The sequence below is a fragment of the Pseudomonas sp. GM60 genome (genome assembly GCF_000282415.1).
Taxonomy (GTDB): Bacteria; Pseudomonadota; Gammaproteobacteria; order Pseudomonadales; family Pseudomonadaceae; genus Aquipseudomonas; species Aquipseudomonas migulae.
On record NZ_AKJI01000024.1, the window covers coordinates 129,969 to 147,290 of the forward strand.

At 60.7% G+C, this 17,322-nt stretch carries 15 protein-coding genes; 1 reads left to right on the forward strand and 14 read right to left on the reverse strand.

What is annotated here, in order from left to right; translation table 11 throughout:
* Window positions 1–19 precede the first annotated feature (19 nt).
* The 13 genes from PMI32_RS25230 to hutC all read right to left on the reverse strand — a co-directional run bounded on the left by PMI32_RS25230 (window position 20) and on the right by hutC (window position 15,554).
* Window positions 20–949 carry an alpha/beta hydrolase gene (locus PMI32_RS25230; RefSeq protein WP_008025253.1) on the reverse strand — a complete coding sequence of 310 codons (930 nt, stop codon included), beginning with the start codon at window positions 947–949 and terminating at the stop codon, window positions 20–22.
* Between the two features lie 151 nt (window positions 950–1,100).
* The gene (locus PMI32_RS25225; protein ID WP_008025254.1) at window positions 1,101–2,048 is read right to left on the reverse strand and encodes a choline ABC transporter substrate-binding protein; all 948 of its coding nucleotides are present in this window, start codon (window positions 2,046–2,048) and stop codon (window positions 1,101–1,103) included.
* 276 nt (window positions 2,049–2,324) lie between these two features.
* Entirely contained in the window at window positions 2,325–3,128 is an 804-nt protein-coding gene (hutG, locus tag PMI32_RS25220; protein WP_008025256.1) for an N-formylglutamate deformylase, read from the reverse strand.
* A 10-nt stretch (window positions 3,129–3,138) separates the two neighbouring features.
* Window positions 3,139–4,344: an imidazolonepropionase gene (hutI, locus tag PMI32_RS25215; RefSeq protein WP_008025259.1), complete on the reverse strand. Its 1,206-nt coding sequence runs from the start codon at window positions 4,342–4,344 to the stop codon at window positions 3,139–3,141.
* Window positions 4,345–4,444: 100 nt separating this feature from the next.
* Window positions 4,445–5,977: a histidine ammonia-lyase gene (hutH, locus tag PMI32_RS25210; protein WP_008025261.1), complete on the reverse strand. Its 1,533-nt coding sequence runs from the start codon at window positions 5,975–5,977 to the stop codon at window positions 4,445–4,447.
* Window positions 5,978–6,108: 131 nt separating this feature from the next.
* Window positions 6,109–7,632 carry a histidine ammonia-lyase gene (gene hutH, locus PMI32_RS25205; protein WP_008025262.1) on the reverse strand — a complete coding sequence of 508 codons (1,524 nt, stop codon included), beginning with the start codon at window positions 7,630–7,632 and terminating at the stop codon, window positions 6,109–6,111.
* Window positions 7,633–7,759: 127 nt separating this feature from the next.
* Window positions 7,760–8,590, reverse strand: coding sequence for a quaternary amine ABC transporter ATP-binding protein (locus tag PMI32_RS25200; RefSeq protein WP_008025263.1), 831 nt, complete (start codon window positions 8,588–8,590; stop codon window positions 7,760–7,762).
* Window positions 8,587–9,438, reverse strand: a complete 852-nt coding sequence (locus tag PMI32_RS25195) for an ABC transporter permease (RefSeq protein WP_008025264.1) — start codon at window positions 9,436–9,438, stop codon at window positions 8,587–8,589. The genes PMI32_RS25200 and PMI32_RS25195 overlap by 4 nt, the downstream gene beginning before the upstream one ends.
* Window positions 9,439–9,508: 70 nt before the next feature.
* Complete coding sequence (locus tag PMI32_RS25190; protein ID WP_008025265.1) at window positions 9,509–10,477, reverse strand: ABC transporter substrate-binding protein; 969 nt, start codon at window positions 10,475–10,477, stop codon at window positions 9,509–9,511.
* 69 nt (window positions 10,478–10,546) lie between these two features.
* Complete coding sequence (locus PMI32_RS25185; protein ID WP_008025266.1) at window positions 10,547–12,016, reverse strand: purine-cytosine permease family protein; 1,470 nt, start codon at window positions 12,014–12,016, stop codon at window positions 10,547–10,549.
* Window positions 12,017–12,150: 134 nt separating this feature from the next.
* Window positions 12,151–13,839, reverse strand: a complete 1,689-nt coding sequence (hutU, locus tag PMI32_RS25180; RefSeq protein WP_008025267.1) for a urocanate hydratase — start codon at window positions 13,837–13,839, stop codon at window positions 12,151–12,153.
* Between the two features lie 438 nt (window positions 13,840–14,277).
* Window positions 14,278–14,847, reverse strand: coding sequence for a HutD/Ves family protein (locus PMI32_RS25175; protein WP_008025268.1), 570 nt, complete (start codon window positions 14,845–14,847; stop codon window positions 14,278–14,280).
* The gene (hutC, locus tag PMI32_RS25170) at window positions 14,844–15,554 is read right to left on the reverse strand and encodes a histidine utilization transcriptional repressor HutC (RefSeq protein ID WP_172435301.1); all 711 of its coding nucleotides are present in this window, start codon (window positions 15,552–15,554) and stop codon (window positions 14,844–14,846) included. The genes PMI32_RS25175 and hutC overlap by 4 nt, the downstream gene beginning before the upstream one ends.
* Before the next feature lie 146 nt (window positions 15,555–15,700).
* Between hutC and PMI32_RS25165 the strand changes: the two genes are divergently transcribed.
* Complete coding sequence (locus PMI32_RS25165) at window positions 15,701–17,065, forward strand: formimidoylglutamate deiminase (RefSeq protein WP_008025270.1); 1,365 nt, start codon at window positions 15,701–15,703, stop codon at window positions 17,063–17,065.
* Between the two features lie 105 nt (window positions 17,066–17,170).
* On the opposite strand, the gene PMI32_RS25160 is transcribed toward PMI32_RS25165, so the two are convergent.
* On the reverse strand, window positions 17,171–17,322 hold a 152-nt coding region (locus tag PMI32_RS25160), incomplete at its 5' end, for a lipocalin family protein (RefSeq protein WP_008025271.1).

The following is a 17,322-nucleotide window of genomic DNA, read 5'->3' on the forward strand; positions in this document are numbered from 1 at the left end:
TGAGCATGCCCATGCAGAGTCAGAGTTTTGCCACCCGTTTTTTTGCCAAATAGCCGAGCAGTGTTTCGTAGAGCGCATCGACCTCCGCGACCTGACCCCGCGCCCGCAGACAGCCATGAACCAGCCCTTCCCCGTAATAAAGCGTCGCGGCCACGCCCGCAGCGTTCAGGCGCTCGGCGTACAGCACGCCGTCATCGCGCAGCGGGTCGAACTGCGCCACCGCGATCAATGCCGGCGGCAATCCGCGCAAATCCCCGGCGAGCAACGGCATGGCATAGGTGCCAGGCGTTTGAGTGCCGCGCAAATACAAGGCGTGATAACAATCCACGTCACTGCTGCTGAGCAGAGGAGCGTCGCTGCATTCACTGCGTGAGGGCAAACGGTGATCGCCACCGAGGCCGGGATAGATCAGCACTTGCGCCGCCGGCAGTGGTTCACCCGCATCGCGCAGTGCCAGGCACAGCGCGGCGGCGAGATTGCCACCGGCGCTGTCGCCGGCCACCAGCGTACGTGCGGGGTCCAGCTGAAACGGCCCGGTGCGCAGCGCTCGCCAGACTTTCAGGCAGTCATCGAACGCCGCTGGAAACGGATGCTCCGGCGCCAGACGATAATCGACCGCGATCACCAACACGCCGAGCGTAGACGCCAGCTCGGCGCAGATGAAGTCGTGGGAATCCAGATCCCCCACCACCCAACCGCCGCCGTGCAGATACACAATGCACGGGCTACCGTCGGTCGATGGCAAAGCTGCGGGCTGATAGGACCGAATCGGTACACCGGCCAATACAAAATCCACGACATACAGCCCGGCGGGACGCGGCGGGGTGAACGCCCGGCACATCTCGCTGTAGGCCTGGCGCAGTCCGGCGAGGCTGGTGTCGGTGGCGTTGAAGCTGACGGTTTTCTCGACGAATGCCGTCATTTCGTTGGAAAGGGGATAAGTTTCCATGGACCTGCCGCCACGGTTTTGTGGAGAGTGGGATAACCCTGTGGGAGCGAGCCTGCTCGCGATGGCGGTGGGTCAGCCAACAACAATGCTGACTGACACTCCGCCATCGCCGGCAAGCCGGTCTCACTCCTACAGGGGTTTTGCGTTACGGTCAGTTTTTCAGGCTGGCTTGTACGGTTGCAACGCCATCCTTGCCATCAAAACTGCTGACACCGGCCAACCAGCGCTGCAGGTCTTGCGGATGATCACGCAGCCACTGCCTGGCCACGTCCTGCGGCGTCTTGCGCTCCATGATCGGCACCATCAGCTGACTTTCCTGAGCGGCGGTGAAGGTCAGGTTCTCCAGCAAGCGGTTCACGTTCGGGCAACGCTCGGCGTAGTCCGGAGACGTCACGGTGGAGACCGTCGCCGCGCCTTCGTTCGGCCCGTAAACATCTTCGCTGCCGGTCAGGTAAGCGATTTTCATGTTGATGTTCATCGGGTGCGGAGTCCAGCCGACGAACACCACGAACTCCTTGCGATTCACCGCCCGTTGCACAGCGGCAAGCATGCCGGCCTCACCGGACTCGATCAGTTTGAAATCCTTCAGGCCGAACTGATTGGACTCGATCATGGTTTTGATCGTGGTGTTGGCGCCACTGCCCGGCTCGATGCCGTAGATTTTGCCGCCGAGCTGGTCCTTGAACCTGGCGATATCGGCGAAGGTTTTCAGCCCGGCCTCGGCCACGTATTCCGGCACGGCGAGGGTTGCCTGGGCGTCGGCCAGGCTCGGTTTTTCCAGGACCTTCACTTGATTGGCGGCCAGGAACGGCGCGATGTTCTTGTCCATCGCCGGTTTCCAGTAACCGAGGAAGATGTCCAGGCGCTTGTCGCGGATGCCGGCGAAGATGATTTGCTGCACGGCGCTGGTTTGCTTGCTTTCGTAGCCAAGGCCGTTGAGCAGCACGTCGGCCATGCCGCTGGTGGCGATGACGTCGGTCCAGTTGACCACGCCCATTCGCACGGCTTTGCAGGAAGCGTCGTCACTGGCCAGAACAGGGGTGCTCAGGAGAGCGGTACCGCAGAGGATTGAGAGACAGCAGGTCAACAGTCTTTTCATTGGGAATGATCTCGTGCGGCAGAATTATTATGGGTCCGGTGTCTTGATGCACCGTGTCCAGAACATTACGCAGCAGTGAGAGACCAAAAGCGAACTGTAGCGACCGAGATTTGCACAGTGGCGACTGTGAGGCAGCACTTTCGAATGAACACCACCCCGTGTAGGAGCGAGCTTGCTCGCGAAAAACCTATGGGCAACGCGTTTATTCAGGCAGCACGCGTTATCGTTAACGTCCATCGCGAGCAAGCTCGCTCCTACAGGGTTTTGCGCCAGGCTTCAGGGGCTGTAGTGCTTTTGGCCCCAGGTCAGCAGCCCTTGCAGCAACTCCTTGAGCACCACTTGCGTCGGCTCTGCCAGGTCCGGGCGATAACGGAACGGCTCGAACTCTTCCATGTACGTGCACTGGCCCAACTCCAGTTGCACGGCGTGGATGTTTTGCGCCGGATTGCCATAGTGCCGGGTGATGTGGCCGCCCTTGAAGCGCCCGTTCAGCACATGGCTGTAATCGGTGTGCCTGGCGCAGATCGCTTCCAGTTGAGTCGCCAACTGTGGATCGCAACTGGCGCCGTTGAACGTGCCGAGGTTGAAGTCCGGCAGCTTGCCGTCGAACAGGTGCGGGATGATCGAGCGGATCGAGTGCGCATCAAACAGCAATGCATAGCCGAATTCGGCTTTCATACGAGCCAGCTCGTTCTGCAACGTGCTGTGATACGGCGTCCAGACCTGCTCCAGATACGTCGCACGCTCAGCGGCCGACGGCTCCATGCCTTCACGGAACAACGGAATGCCGTCAAACAGCGTCGCCGGGTACAGACCGGTCGTGGCGCCGACGTACAACGGTTTGTCGTCGGACGGTCGGTTCAGGTCGATGACGAAGCGCGAGTACTCGGCAGCCAGAGTGCTGGCGCCCAGTTCGGCAGCGAATTCGTAGAGTTTCGGGATGTGCCAGTCGGTGTCCGGCAAGCTTTTCGCGTCGGGGATCAACCCGGCTTCAACCGCCGGGGTCAGGCGCACGCCGGCGTGGGGCATGCTGATCAGCAGCGGCACGCGGCCTTGTTTGAAGTTCAGAACCTTATCCACAACTGCTCTCCTAAACGCTTGTTTCGACGCCGTGACGCACGACGCGTTTTTCCAGGTCACCGCCCAGCCAGTACGACAGGTCGGCGGGACGATCGATTTGCCAGGCGACGAAGTCAGCGACCTTGCCGGCTTCCAGCGAACCATGGGTGTCGGCCATGCCCAGCGCGGTGGCGGCATGAATCGTCGCACCGGCCAGGGCTTCTTCCGGGGTCATGCGGAAACAGGTGCAAGCCATGTTCAGCATCAAGCGCAGCGACAGCGCCGGTGACGTGCCGGGGTTGAGGTCGCTGGCGATGGCGATTTTCACCCCGTGTTTGCGCAACGCCTCCATTGGCGGCAATTGGGTTTCGCGCAGGAAGTAGAACGCGCCGGGCAACAACACGGCGACCGTGCCGGACGCGGCCATGGCGATGGCGTCTTCTTCGGTCATGAATTCCAGGTGATCGGCGGACAGAGCGTGATAACGCGCCGCCAGGCTCGAACCGTGCAGCGACGACAGTTGCTCGGCATGCAGCTTCACCGGCAAGCCCAGTTTTTGCGCAGTGACGAACACCCGCTCGACCTGTGCCGGCGAGAACGCCAGGTATTCGCAAAACGCGTCCACCGCATCCACCAGCCCTTCGGCGGCCAGGGCCGGGAGCATCTCGGCGCAGATGTGATCGATGTAGTCGTCGGCGCGATCCTTGTATTCCGGCGGCAAGGCGTGAGCCGCCAGGCAGGTGCTGCGCACACTGATCGGTAGTTCGGCTCCGAGACGGCGGGCCACGCGCAGCATCTTGCGTTCGTTGGCCAGGTCGAGGCCGTAGCCGGATTTGATTTCGATGCTGGTCACGCCATCGCGCATCAAACTCTTCAGCCGCTTGGCGGCGCTGGCGAACAACTCGTCTTCACTGGCGGCGCGCGTGGCGCGCACGGTGCTGGCGATGCCGCCGCCGGCTGCGGCGATTTCCGCATAGCTGACGCCTTGCAGACGCTGTTCGAATTCACCGCTGCGGTTACCGCCAAACACCGTGTGGGTGTGGCAGTCGATCAGGCCCGGCGTAACCCAGGCCCCGTTCAAATCGTTGACGGCCGGGTATTCACCCGCCGGCAGTTCAGCACGTGGGCCGATCCACTCAATGTGCGCACCGGACGTCACGATGGCCGCGTCCTCGATGATCGAGTAGACGCCTTGCGCCATGGTTGCGACGTGGCAGTGTTGCCAGAGAGTTTTCATCCCGTAATCTCCACAATGTTCAAAATCGTATCGCCAGCAAGCTGGCTCCTACAGGGTCAACACGATCCTTGTAGGAGCTGGCTTGCCAGCGATGGCGCCCTTACAGGCTAGGCAGCAACTTAGCCGTCACCAGTTCATTCAGGCAACGCGTCGCCAACAACTCGCTAGCCGCATTGATATCCGGCGCAAAGAAGCGGTCCTTCTCATAGAACGGCACTTCTTTACGCAGAATCGCCCGAACCTTTTCCAGTTTTGGCGAGGTCTTCAGACCTTCACGCAGGTCAAGGCCTTGAGCCGCGGCCAACCATTCCACCGCCAGAACGCCGCGGGTGTTCTCGGCCATTTCCCACAGACGCTTGCCGGCAGCCGGAGCCATCGACACGTGGTCTTCCTGGTTGGCGGAGGTCGGCAGGCTGTCCACCGAATGCGGATGGGACAACGCCTTGTTCTCGCTGGCGAGTGCCGCAGCGGTCACCTGGGCGATCATGAAGCCGGAGTTCACGCCGCCATTGGCCACCAGGAACGGCGGCAGTTGCGACATGTGCTTGTCCATCATCAGCGAGATGCGGCGTTCGCTCAGCGAGCCGATTTCAGCGATGGCCAGGGCCATGTTGTCGGCGGCCATCGCGACAGGTTCGGCGTGGAAGTTACCGCCAGAGATCACGTCACCTTCAGCAGCGAACACCAACGGGTTATCCGAAACGGCGTTGGCTTCGACGGCGAGCACTTCGGCAGCCTGACGGAACTGGGTCAGGCAGGCGCCCATGACTTGCGGCTGGCAGCGCAGGGAGTACGGGTCCTGGACCTTTTCGCAGTTCTCGTGCGAATCGGACACTTCACTGCGCTCGCCCAGCAGGTCGCGGTAAGCGGCAGCGGCGTCGATCTGGCCTTTCTGGCCACGGGCAGCGTGGATGCGGGCGTCGAACGGCGAGCGCGAACCCAGCACCGCTTCGACGGTCAGGCCGCCCAGCGCCAGGGCGCCCGCGAACAGATCTTCACCTTCAAACAGGCCACGCAGCGCGTAAGCGGTGGACACCTGAGTACCGTTGAGCAGCGCCAGGCCTTCTTTCGCGGCCAGGGTCAGCGGGGTCAGACCGGCGACTTTCAGCGCTTCGGTCGCTTCCATCCACTCGCCTTTGTAACGAGCCTTGCCTTCACCCAGCAGCACCAGCGACATGTGGGCCAATGGCGCCAGGTCGCCGGAGGCACCGACCGAACCTTTCAATGGAATGTGCGGGTAAACCTCGGCGTTGATCAGGGCGATCAGCGCGTCGATGACCACGCGACGAATACCGGAGAAACCACGGCTCAGGCTGTTGACCTTGAGCACCATGACCAGACGCACCAACGCGTCGCTGATCGGCTCGCCGACGCCGGCAGCGTGGGACAGCACCAGCGAGCGCTGCAGGTTTTCCAGGTCTTCGCTGGCGATGCGGGTCGAGGCCAGCAGGCCGAAACCGGTGTTGATGCCGTAAGCGGTGCGGTTCTCGGCGAGGATCTGTTCCACGCAGGCAACGCTGGCTTCGATCTGGGCAGCAGCGCTGTTATCGAGGGTGATTTTGACCGGTTGCTGATAGACATCACGCAGTTGGGCAAGGCTCAGTTGGCCGGGGATCAGGTTTAGTGCAGTCATTTTGTGCTCCTTTTGAGAGTTTTTATTCTTCATAAACGAAGAAGACTCACCAGACGCTCCGGAGATATCCGTTGTCCGTCGCGACTCGCTTTTTGGGAGCCGCGCCTTGGCACGTTGGTGTTGTGTGGAAATCAGTTCAGATTCGGTAAAGCCTTGTGCAGCAAATTCGAGTCTTTCAATACGCCGGCAGCGGCGGCGATGTCCGGCGCCAGCCAGCGATCCTGGTCGTAGGCCGGAACACGCTCACGCAGCAGACGCCACGCCGCATCGGTGCCGGCGCCGAAGCGTTGCTCTTTGAGGAACTCAAAAGCCTGGGCCGCCAGCAGGTACTCGATGGCGAGGATCTGCGTGCAGTTTTCCAGTGCGCGATGCAGCTTCAGCGCGGCGTTGGTGCCCATGCTCAGGTGGTCTTCCTGCAAGCCGGAAGTGACGTAGTTGTCGAGCACCGCCGGTTGCGCCAACTGGCGGTTTTCCGCACACAGCGAAGCGGCGACGTATTGCACGATCATCATCCCGGAGTTCACCCCCGGATTGGCCACCAGGAACGCCGGCAGACCGCTGACGTGCGGGTTGATCAAACGGTCCAGACGTCGTTCGGCGATGGAGCCGATTTCGGCCATGGCGATGGCCAGCAAATCCGCCGCCAACGCGACCGACTGGCCATGCGGGTTTGCTTGGGACATGACACGGAAGTTGTCCGGGGTACCCAGCAGTAACGGGTTATCCGTGCAGCCGTTGAGTTCTGTTTCGACTTGCTTGATCGCGTGATCAAGCTGATCGCGAGCGGCGCCGTGGACTTGCGGGATCGACCGGATGCTCAGCGCATCCTGCGTACGAATGCCTTTGCTGCTGGCAATCACTTCGCTGCCATCGAGCAGCGCCCGCAGGTTGATCCCGACCTGTTGCATGCCCGGATGCGGTTTGAGCGCGATGATCTCGGCGTCGAACGCAGCGATCTGGCCACGCTGGGCTTCGAAGCTCATGGCACTGATCACGTCGGCCCACTGCAGCAGGCGCGTCGCATCGGCAATCGCCAGGCAGCTGAGGCCGCTCATGCACGGAGTACCGTTGACCAGGCACAAACCGTCCTTGGCACCGAGTTGAACCGGTTGCAGGCCTTCTTCAGCCAGCGCCTGTTGAGCGGAAACAATCTGCCCGCGATAGCTGACATTGCCGACACCCAGCAGTGCGATGCCGATGTGTGCCATGTGGGTCAGGTAACCGACCGAACCCTGGGACGGCACTTGCGGGGTGATGCCCCGATTGAGCAGCGCCAGCAAGGCTTCGACCACTTGCCGATGAATGCCGGATTTGCCCTGGGAGTAGTTGCGGATCGCTGCGCACATGATCGCACGGGTCTGCTCGTCGGCCAGTGGTACGCCGACGCCACAGGCATGGCTGAGCAAGGTGTTGCGCGACAGTTGGCTGAGCTGTTCGTCTTTGAGCGAAACGTTGCAAAGCGCGCCCAGACCGGTGTTGACGCCATAGGCGCGTTCGCCGCTGGTGACGATGCGCTGGACGATCGCCTGGGCATTGTCGATGCGTGCCCAGGTCTGGGCCGACAGCTCGAGTTGTGCGCCGTGACGGGCTACCGCGACCACATCCTGCCAACGCAACGGGGCATCGGCGATAACGATTTTTTCAGCCTGGGACATCATTAACCTCAACCGTACAACCTGAATATTGATGCAGCTTCACCGGCGCCTTCGCGGGCAAGCCTCGCTCCTACAGGTGTGGGAGCGAGCCTGCTCGCGATGGGGCCGGCACAAACGCCGCAAACCTTTAAACCACCGCCGCCCGCCGCTGTACGAACCGGTCGACATACTCATCCGCCGGCGAATGCAGGATCTCTCGCGGGGTGCCGACCTGAATCAGGCGGCCATCCTTGAGGATCGCGATGCGGTTGCCGATGCGCACGGCCTCGTCGAGGTCGTGGGTAATGAAGACGATGGTCTTGTGCAGGGTCTTTTGCAGCTCCAGCAACTGGTCCTGCATCTCGGCGCGAATCAGCGGATCGAGCGCACTGAAGGCTTCGTCCATCAGGATGATGTCGGTGTCCGCCGCCAACGCACGCGCCAGGCCCACACGCTGACGCATGCCGCCCGAGAGCTGATGCGGGTATTTGTTTTCGTAGCCCTTGAGGCCCACGGTGTTGATCCAGTGCAGCGCGCGTTCGGTGCACATCTGCTTGCTCTCGCCGCGCACTTTCAGGCCGTAGGCGACGTTGTCCACCACGGTCTTGTGCGGCAACAGGCCGAAGCTCTGGAACACCATGCTGATCTTGCGACGACGAAATTCGCGCAGGGCTTCCATGTCGTATTGCAGGATGTCCACGCCATCCACCAGGATCGCGCCGCTGGTCGGGTCGATCAGGCGATTGAAGTGGCGCACCAGGGTCGATTTGCCGGAACCGGACAGGCCCATGATCACGAAGATCTCGCCGCTGCCGATGCTCAACGACAGGTCGTTCACACCGACCACGCAGCCGGTTTCGGCCAGCACCTGATCCTTGGTTTTGCCCTGGCCGATCATGCCCAGCGCTTCCTTGGAACGGTTACCGAAAATCTTGAAGACGTTTTTGACTTCGATCTTGCTGATGGCTGCGTTGTTCATTTGCTCACCTCATGCCGTGCACGACCGTACGCCTGTGTAATGCGGTCGATCACCACTGCCAGAATCACGATCGCCAGACCGGCTTCAAGGCCGCGTCCGACGTTGAGGGTCTGAATCCCCACCAACACATCTTCACCCAGGCCACGGGCACCGATCATCGAGGCAATTACCACCATCGACAGGGCCATCATGGTGGTCTGGTTGATCCCGGCCATGATGCTCGGCAGGGCCAGCGGCAATTGCACGCCAAACAGTTGCTGCCAGCGGTTGGCACCGAAGGCGTTGATCGCTTCCATCACTTCACCGTCGACCTGGCGGATGCCCAGATCAGTCAGGCGGATCAGCGGCGGCGCGGCGTAGATCACGGTGGCGAAAATCGCCGGGACCTTGCCCAGGCCGAACAGCATCAGCACCGGGATCAGGTACACGAAGCTCGGCATGGTCTGCATGATGTCCAGCAACGGCATCAGCACCGAACGCAGGCGATTGCTGCGTGCCGAGAGAATGCCCAGCGGAATGCCGATCAGCACCGAAATGACCGTCGCGACCATCATCAGCGCGAGGGTCTGCATCAGCTTGTCCCAGAGGCCGACCGCGCCCACCAGGAACAGCAAACCGACGATCACGGAGGTGGTCACGACCTTGCGGGTCGCGTGCCAGGCAACGCCCGCCACGATTGCCAGCATCAGCCACCAGGGCGCCGCACGCAGCAGCCCTTCAAGATTGACGATGGCCCACAACAGGGTGTCGGAGATGCTGCGGAACACATCGCCGTAGTTGGTGACCAGCGAATCGACCCAACCGTTGACCCAGTCGGCGATGGAAAAGGTAAAGCTTTCGGGAAACATAAGAGACTCTCAATCAAGGGGTTGCGATCAAGCATCCGACTGCCGCTGACGGCAGTCGGAGAAGCTCAACCTACAAGGCCGCGTCGATCTTTTTGGCTGCGTCTTCGCTCACCCATGCGTGCCAGACTTCAGGATGTTCCTTCAAGAAGATCTTGGCCAGTTTTGGCGACTCGATCCGCTCTTTGGCCATACGCCCGAGGTTCTGGTTCAGCAGGTCGATCGGCAGGTTGACCTTTTCCAGCACGGCCACCAGTTCCGGGGCTTGCTCGTGGAAGGTCTTGGACAGGCCGACCTTGATGGTCACGCGCTTGTCCACGCCCGGCTTCTCTTCGAGTTTCACCAGGTCAACCTGACCCATCAGCGGCGTTGGCGACCAGTAGTAGAACAGGATCGGCTCGCCACGCTTGTAGCTCGACAGCACTGCGGCATCCAGTGCCGGGCCGGTGCCCGGACGGAAGTTGGTGTAGCTGCTTTCCAGGCCGTAGCTTTTCAGCATTTCGCTGTTGTCCAGCTCACAGGTCCAGCCCGCCGGGCAGTTGTAGAAACGGCCCTTGGCGGGTTCTTCGGCGTCCTTGAACACGGCGGCATACTTGCCCAGGTCGGCAATGTTTTTCAGGTCCGGCGCCTTGGCTTCCAGTTTGCGCTTGGCGTCGCCTTCGATCACGTAGCGCGGCACGTACCAGCCTTCGACTGCGCCCACGACTGGTGCGCCGACACCGACGACTTTGCCGGCCTTCTCGGCCTTGTTCCAGACTTCGCTGCGGCCGACCCACTCTTCGGCAAACACTTGAATGTCGTTGCTGCTCAGGGCGTTTTCCATGGTGATGGAGTTGCCCGGCAGGCTGTCGGTCTTGCAGTCGTAGCCTTTCTCCAGCACGACTTGCAGCACGTCGGTCAGGAGCATGGCGCTTTCCCAGTTCAGGCCGGCGAATTTCACCGGCTTGCCCGATTCGCACCAACCGGCTGCCTGAGTGGCGCCGGCGCTGGCCAGCAGGCCCATGGAAAGCAATGTGGTCAGCAGGGTCTTGTTCGATTTCATTGTTGTGACGCTCCTAATCATGAATTGGCTTACGGCAGTCAAGAGGCATCCAGCCCTGTCCACGTCCAATCAGGCCTGCGCCGCAGCGCGACCGACATTCAGCTTTTGTTCGGTAATAACGTCCCGCTCGACCGGCAGGATCAGTTGATCGGGCACTGTGCCGTGCCATTTTTTTGCACACACGTAATACAGGGCGGCGGGAATCACCAGGCCGATGATCCAGGAGATATCCACATCACCCAGAGCGGCCACCAGCGGACCTGTATAGAACTTGCTGGAGATGAACGGCAGCTGCACCAGCACACCGAAAACATAGACGCTGATACCCAGAACGTTCCAACGACCGTAACGACCGTTCGGATCGGACAGCGCCGGCACGTCATAGCGCTCGCGGGTGATGCAGTAGTAGTCCACCAGGTTGATCGCGCTCCATGGGGTAAAGAACGCCAGCAAGAACAGGATGAAGGACTTGAACGCACCGAGGAACGAGTGCTGGCCGAGCAACGCCATCAGGGTCGCCGCACCCACGATGACCAGCACAAAAAGCAGACGCTGCAAGCGCGTTACTTTCAGGTCACCACGGAAACCGCTGATGATGGTCGCGATGCACATGAAGCTGCCGTAGGAGTTCAGCGTGGAGATGGTGACCTTGCCAAACGCGATGCTGAAGTACAGCAGCGCAGCGGTGGCACCGGTACCACCCAGACCTACGATGTAGGCCACTTCGTGACCGGCGAATTGCCCATTGGCCGAGGCGGCGGCAAACACGCCGAGGATCATTGCCACCTGCGCGCCAATGACCGAACCTGCACCCGCGGCGAAAAAGGTTTTCACCGAGGAAGTCTTGCTCGGCAAGTAGCGTGAATAGTCAGCCACGTAAGGACCGAAGGCGATCTGCCAGGACGCCGCGAGCGACACCGCAAGCAGAAAGCTGCTCCAGCTGAAGTGGCGGATTTGCAGGAGTGCGCCAACGTCAGTCTGGCTCATCAAACGGCTGAACAGGTAAACGAAGGCAATCACACCAATGGCGCTGGCAATACGGCCAATCCAGTGGATCACCCGATAGCCCAGCACCGTGACCAGCACGATGACACTGGCGAAGATGAGGATACCGACGGTGTCACTGACGCCAAACAACTGGCCCAGTGCCTGACCGGACAGCACGGTGCCCGTTGCGGTGAAACCCAGGTACATCAGGCACACCAGCACGATCGGGATCGCCGCGCCATAAACGCCGAACTGCACACGGCTGGAGATCATCTGCGGCAGGCCAAGCTTGGGCCCTTGCGCAGCGTGCAGCGCCATCACCCCGCCGCCGAGCAGTTGACCGATCAACAGACCGATCAACGACCAGAACACGTCACCGCCCAGCACCACGGCCAGGGCCCCGGTGACAATCGCGGTGATTTGCAGGTTGGCACCCATCCACAGCGTGAACTGGCTGAACAGACGACCGTGTCTTTCCGCTTCCGGGATGTAGTCGATCGAACGTTTCTCGATCAACGGTTTGCTGCCTGCACGATCGTTGTTAACCGCCATGATTCAACCTCTGTGGATTGTTCTTCCGGGTTGGTAAAAATCTTTGTAGGAGCCGGCTTGCCGGCGATTCAGGCACCCTGATGTGTCAGGTAAATCGCCATCGCCAGCAAGCTGGCTCCTACAAAGGTGTTGCGTTATTTACCGGTAATCATCGGCAGGTTCAGCCCTTGTTCCTTGGCGCAGTCGATCGCGATCTGGTAACCCGCATCGGCGTGACGCATAACGCCTGTGGCCGGGTCGTTGTGCAGAACGCGGGCAATACGCTCGGCCGCTTCGTCAGTACCGTCGCAGACAATCACCATGCCGGAATGCTGGGAGAAGCCCATGCCGACGCCGCCGCCGTGGTGCAGGGAAACCCAGGTCGCACCGCTCGCGGTGTTGAGCAGGGCGTTGAGCAGTGGCCAGTCGGACACGGCATCGGAACCGTCTTGCATCGATTCGGTTTCGCGGTTCGGACTCGACACCGAACCGGAGTCCAGGTGGTCGCGGCCGATCACGATTGGCGCGGACAATTCACCGCTGCGTACCATTTCGTTGAATGCCAGACCAAGCTTGGCGCGCAGACCCAGGCCAACCCAGCAGATACGTGCCGGCAGACCCTGGAAGCTGATGCGCTCGCGCGCCATGTCCAGCCAGTTGTGCAGGTGGGCGTCGTCCGGGATCAGTTCTTTGACCTTGGCGTCGGTTTTGTAGATGTCTTCGGCGTTGCCCGACAGTGCAGCCCAACGGAACGGGCCGATGCCACGGCAGAACAGCGGACGGATGTAAGCCGGTACAAAGCCTGGGAAGTCGAATGCGTTTTCCACGCCTTCTTCCTGGGCCATCTGACGGATGTTGTTGCCGTAGTCGAAAGTCGGGATGCCCATTTTCTGGAAATCCAGCATCGCTTTAACGTGTACGGCCATCGATTGCTTGGCGGCTTTCACCACGGCAGCAGGCTCGGTCTTGGCACGAGCGCGGTACTCTTCCCAGGTCCAGCCGGCCGGCAGGTAACCGTTGAGCGGGTCGTGGGCGCTGGTCTGGTCGGTGACCATGTCCGGGCGCACACCGCGGCGTACCAGTTCCGGCAGGATTTCAGCGGCGTTACCCAGCAGGGCGATGGAAATCGCTTTGCCTTCCTTGGTGTATTTCTCGATGCGAGCCAGAGCGTCGTCGAGGTCTTTGGCTTGCTCGTCGACGTAGCGGCTGTTCAAACGGAAGTCGATGCTGACCTGTTGGCATTCGATGTTCAGCGAGCAAGCGCCGGCCAAAGTTGCAGCCAGAGGTTGAGCGCCGCCCATGCCGCCCAGGCCTGCGGTCAGGACCCAACGACCTTTGAGGTCATCGTTGTAGTGTTGGCGACCGGCTTCGACGAAGGTTTCGTAGGTGCCTTGAACGATGCCCTGGCTACCGATGTAGATCCAGCTGCCGGCGGTCATCTGGCCGTACATGGCCAGACCTTTGGCGTCGAGTTCGTTGAAGTGTTCCCAGCTCGCCCAGTGTGGCACCAGGTTGGAGTTGGCGATCAGTACGCGCGGGGCGTTGGCGTGGGTCTTGAACACGCCGACCGGCTTGCCGGATTGCACCAGCAGGGTCTCGTCTTCGTTCAGGTTGGTCAGGCTTTCGACAATCTTGTCGTAGCATTCCCAGTTACGCGCCGCACGACCGATACCACCGTAAACCACCAGCTCTTTAGGGTTCTCGGCGACTTCCGGGTCGAGGTTGTTCATCAGCATGCGCAGCGGCGCTTCGGTCAGCCAGCTCTTGGCGGTCAGCTTGTTACCGCGGGCGGCACGGATTTCAACGTCACGAAACTTAGTAGGTTTCTGGGTATTGTCAGTCACGAAAAAGACTCCTCAGCGATCAATTCAAACCAACCCTGGCGGTGGGCAAGCCAGCCTGTGCGCGTCAAAGCGACACAAGCGAATCAGTGGACGCTGCGGAGAGTCTCGATCGACTCATACGCATACGTCTTTACTTGTACATACAAGCATATGCAATCAAGCGGCCAACTTGTTGGATGGTTGTTCAAGAAAAGTTTTTGGAAGGCTGGAAGCCCCCTGGATCAAGGGTTTTGGAGAAGATGAAATTTTTCGGGAGGATTTTGCGGAGGGGAGGACTGTTGTTACTTGAGCGTGGTTTTGCGCCACGCTGGGGCGTTCGGTAACAAAGTGGTGCGCAATGGGGAACAGAGGAATTGCTTTTTGTAGGGGGCCGGCTTGCCGGCGATAGCGTCCTCACGAATGCCATCGCCGGCAAGCCGGGCTCCTACAAAAGCGGGATCAGCGAGCAGTCAGCTCGACGACACAGCACGGGCCGACACTGGAGACTTCCAGCAGGCCGTTATTACCGTCGAGTTGCAGGCAGTCATGGCGACCCAATTGCTGGGTGTTGTTACCGACATGCACTGCCAGCGCCTCGCCGACACTGAACACCAACACCGTGCCCGCCGAACTGAAAAACCGTTGCTCGCCATCCAGCCACTGCAACCGCGCGCTGTAACGCTGCGGCGCATAGATCAGGTTGAAATCGCGAATCGGCCCGCCAAGTAGAGTGCACGACACCTGGCTCTCGCCACTGAACGCAAACGGTTCCAGCGGTAACAACGGATGCGTGTCCTGGCCGTCGACGCGCAAGGTCATGCCGTCGCCTTGCAGCACGGTGATCACTCGCTCATAGCCAGTGAACGTCGAGAAGCCACCCGACTCACCAATATCGGCAATCGACAGGCGCCAGCCGAAACCATCCAGGCCAGTACCCGCATCGCGGGTGATTTCTTCAGTACTGCCGCCGCCGTTTTTCCACGGCATGCGCGGGTAATCAACGGCACGTAAAACCTTTATCTGACTCATTTATGAAACCGACCTTCCAGACGATGACGGGAACCAGGGTGGATCAAACGGGCGGCGGTCACTGGCTGACGGCCAGACCAGGTGCGGCGACGAATCAGCAGGCACGGCTCGCCTTTCTCAATCTGCAGCAACTTGCACTCGCTGGCCTCGGCCAGAATCGCCTCGACCACATGTTCGCCTTCGGTCAGCGGCGCGACCTGGTTCAGATAGGCGTAAGGCGTTTGCAGGGTGAAGTCCTGCTTGAGATAGTCCGGGGCGACCAGCGCGTTGACGAAACGGTCTTCGATTTGCACCGGAATATCGTTTTCGAAATGCACGATCAGCGAGTGGAAGACTTTTTGACCTTCACGCATGTCCAGCGCCAGGGCGCGCTCGGAACCGGCGGCCTCTTCTTCAAGGGTAATGACCTTGCAGGTATGGCGATGGCCACGGGAGGCGATTTCGTCGGCGATGTTGTGCACTTCGAACAATGCGGACTGGCTTTTCGGTTCGGCGACGAACGTGCCGACGCCTTGCATACGCACCAACAGACCGTCGGCAGTCATCTCGCGCAACGCGCGGTTGATGGTCATGCGGCTGAAACCGAGTTGGCTGACCAACTCGCTTTCCGACGGAACACGGTAGTGCGGCGGCCAGTTTCCACTGTCGATTTGCTGGGTGATCATCTGTTTGACGCGGGCGTACAAGGGCGCCGGACTGTCGCCCATGTTCGCGGCCAACGGTGACACTGGTGGCGGAGTCGGCACGGTTAATCCTTGGTCGTTTAGTAAGGGTTGCTAGCTTGCCGGAGTTTACCGGGCAGGCAAACGTCTGTATATGTATATACAAATAACACACGATGGGGTGCTGAACCATGTCCGCCTTCTTTGCCGAACGCGCGCTGCTGCCTAGTGGATGGGCCAACAATGTACGTCTTGAGGTCAGCGCCGACGGCGTTTTGACCCATATCCAGGCCGATTCCCACGCAGATGGTGCCGAACGGCTAAGCGGTCCGCTGCTGCCAGGCATGCCGAATCTGCACTCCCACGCGTTCCAGCGAGCGATGGCCGGGCTGGCGGAAGTAGCCGGTAATCCGAACGACAGTTTCTGGACCTGGCGCGATTTGATGTACCGTCTCGTCGGAAAAATCAGCCCCGACCAACTCGGCGTGATCGCCCGGCAGCTGTACATCGAAATGCTCAAGGCCGGTTACACCTCGGTGGCGGAATTTCATTACGTGCACCACGACACAAGCGGCCAACCCTATGCAGATCCAGCCGAACTGGCGCTACGCATCAGCCAGGCGGCCAGCTCCGCCGGCATCGGTTTGACCCTGCTGCCGGTGCTCTACAGCCATTCCGGTTTCGGCGGCCAGACGCCTAACGACGGTCAGCGTCGCTTTATCAACAGCACTGAAAACTACCTCAAGCTCCAGTCGCGCTTGCAGCCGATCCTGGCGCAGCAACCGGCGCAATCGCTGGGTCTGTGCTTCCACTCGTTGCGTGCGGTAACACCGCAGCAGATCAGCGAAGTGCTGGCGGCCAGCGACAAGCAGTGCCCGGTGCACATTCACATCGCCGAGCAGCAGAAGGAAGTCGACGACTGCCTGAGCTGGAGCGGTCGCCGTCCGCTGCAATGGCTGTACGAAAACACCGAAGTCGACCAACGCTGGTGCCTGGTCCACGCGACCCACGCCAACCCGGAAGAAGTGACGCTGATGGCCAAGAGTCGCGCCATTGCCGGTTTGTGCCTGACCACCGAAGCCAACCTCGGCGACGGGATTTTCCCGGCGGTGGACTTCCTCGCTCAAGGTGGGCGCATGGGCATCGGTTCTGACAGCCATGTGTCGCTGAGCGTGGTGGAAGAATTGCGCTGGCTGGAATACGGCCAGCGCCTACGTGATCAGCGGCGCAACCGGTTGTATGGTGCGGATCAGCCGATGGTCGGCCGTACGCTGTACGACGCGGCACTCGACGGCGGCGCGCAGGCGATGGGGCAGCCGATCGGTGCACTGGAAGTTGGCAAACGGGCAGATTGGCTGGTGCTGGACGGCAACGATCCGTACCTGGCGACCGCCAGTGGCGACGGGATTCTCAATCGTTGGTTGTTTGCCGGCGGCGATCGCCAGGTGCGCGATGTGCTGGTCAATGGCCAATGGGTTGTGCGCGATGGGCGACATGCCGGGGAAGAAGAAAGTAACCGCGCGTTCACCCAGGTCCTACGCGACCTCTTAGGCTGATACAAATCCCTGTAGGAGCCGGCTTGCTGGCGATGGTGTGTCAGCTACATTGAAGTCGACTGACACTCCATCGCCAGCAAGCCGGCTCCTACAAAGGGTGCGTGATCAGTTGGAGGTCTTGGCCATCTGCGTATCCGTCGCACGCCAGATCAGCCGCGTGGTGTCATACCCCTGCTGACGCGCCTTGCTCAGCAGTTCTTCGCGCACTACACCGTTGACCGTCGGGGTGCGCGACAGCAGCCACAGATAGCGGCGGG

Excerpts from the sequence above, each read along its gene's own strand:
- PMI32_RS25185 (WP_008025266.1), bottom strand. The coding sequence starts at position 12,016 with ATGGCGGTTAACAACGATCGTGCAGGCAGCAAACCGTTGATCGAGAAA.
- hutH (WP_008025262.1), bottom strand. The coding sequence starts at position 7,632 with ATGTCCCAGGCTGAAAAAATCGTTATCGCCGATGCCCCGTTGCGTTGG.
- PMI32_RS25165 (WP_008025270.1), top strand. The coding sequence starts at position 15,701 with ATGTCCGCCTTCTTTGCCGAACGCGCGCTGCTGCCTAGTGGATGGGCC.
- PMI32_RS25200 (WP_008025263.1), bottom strand. The coding sequence starts at position 8,590 with ATGAACAACGCAGCCATCAGCAAGATCGAAGTCAAAAACGTCTTCAAG.
- hutH (WP_008025261.1), bottom strand. The coding sequence starts at position 5,977 with ATGACTGCACTAAACCTGATCCCCGGCCAACTGAGCCTTGCCCAACTG.
- PMI32_RS25225 (WP_008025254.1), bottom strand. The coding sequence starts at position 2,048 with ATGAAAAGACTGTTGACCTGCTGTCTCTCAATCCTCTGCGGTACCGCT.
- PMI32_RS25230 (WP_008025253.1), bottom strand. The coding sequence starts at position 949 with ATGGAAACTTATCCCCTTTCCAACGAAATGACGGCATTCGTCGAGAAA.
- PMI32_RS25195 (WP_008025264.1), bottom strand. The coding sequence starts at position 9,438 with ATGTTTCCCGAAAGCTTTACCTTTTCCATCGCCGACTGGGTCAACGGT.
- hutI (WP_008025259.1), bottom strand. The coding sequence starts at position 4,344 with ATGAAAACTCTCTGGCAACACTGCCACGTCGCAACCATGGCGCAAGGC.
- PMI32_RS25175 (WP_008025268.1), bottom strand. The coding sequence starts at position 14,847 with ATGAGTCAGATAAAGGTTTTACGTGCCGTTGATTACCCGCGCATGCCG.
- hutC (WP_172435301.1), bottom strand. The coding sequence starts at position 15,554 with ATGGGCGACAGTCCGGCGCCCTTGTACGCCCGCGTCAAACAGATGATC.
- PMI32_RS25190 (WP_008025265.1), bottom strand. The coding sequence starts at position 10,477 with ATGAAATCGAACAAGACCCTGCTGACCACATTGCTTTCCATGGGCCTG.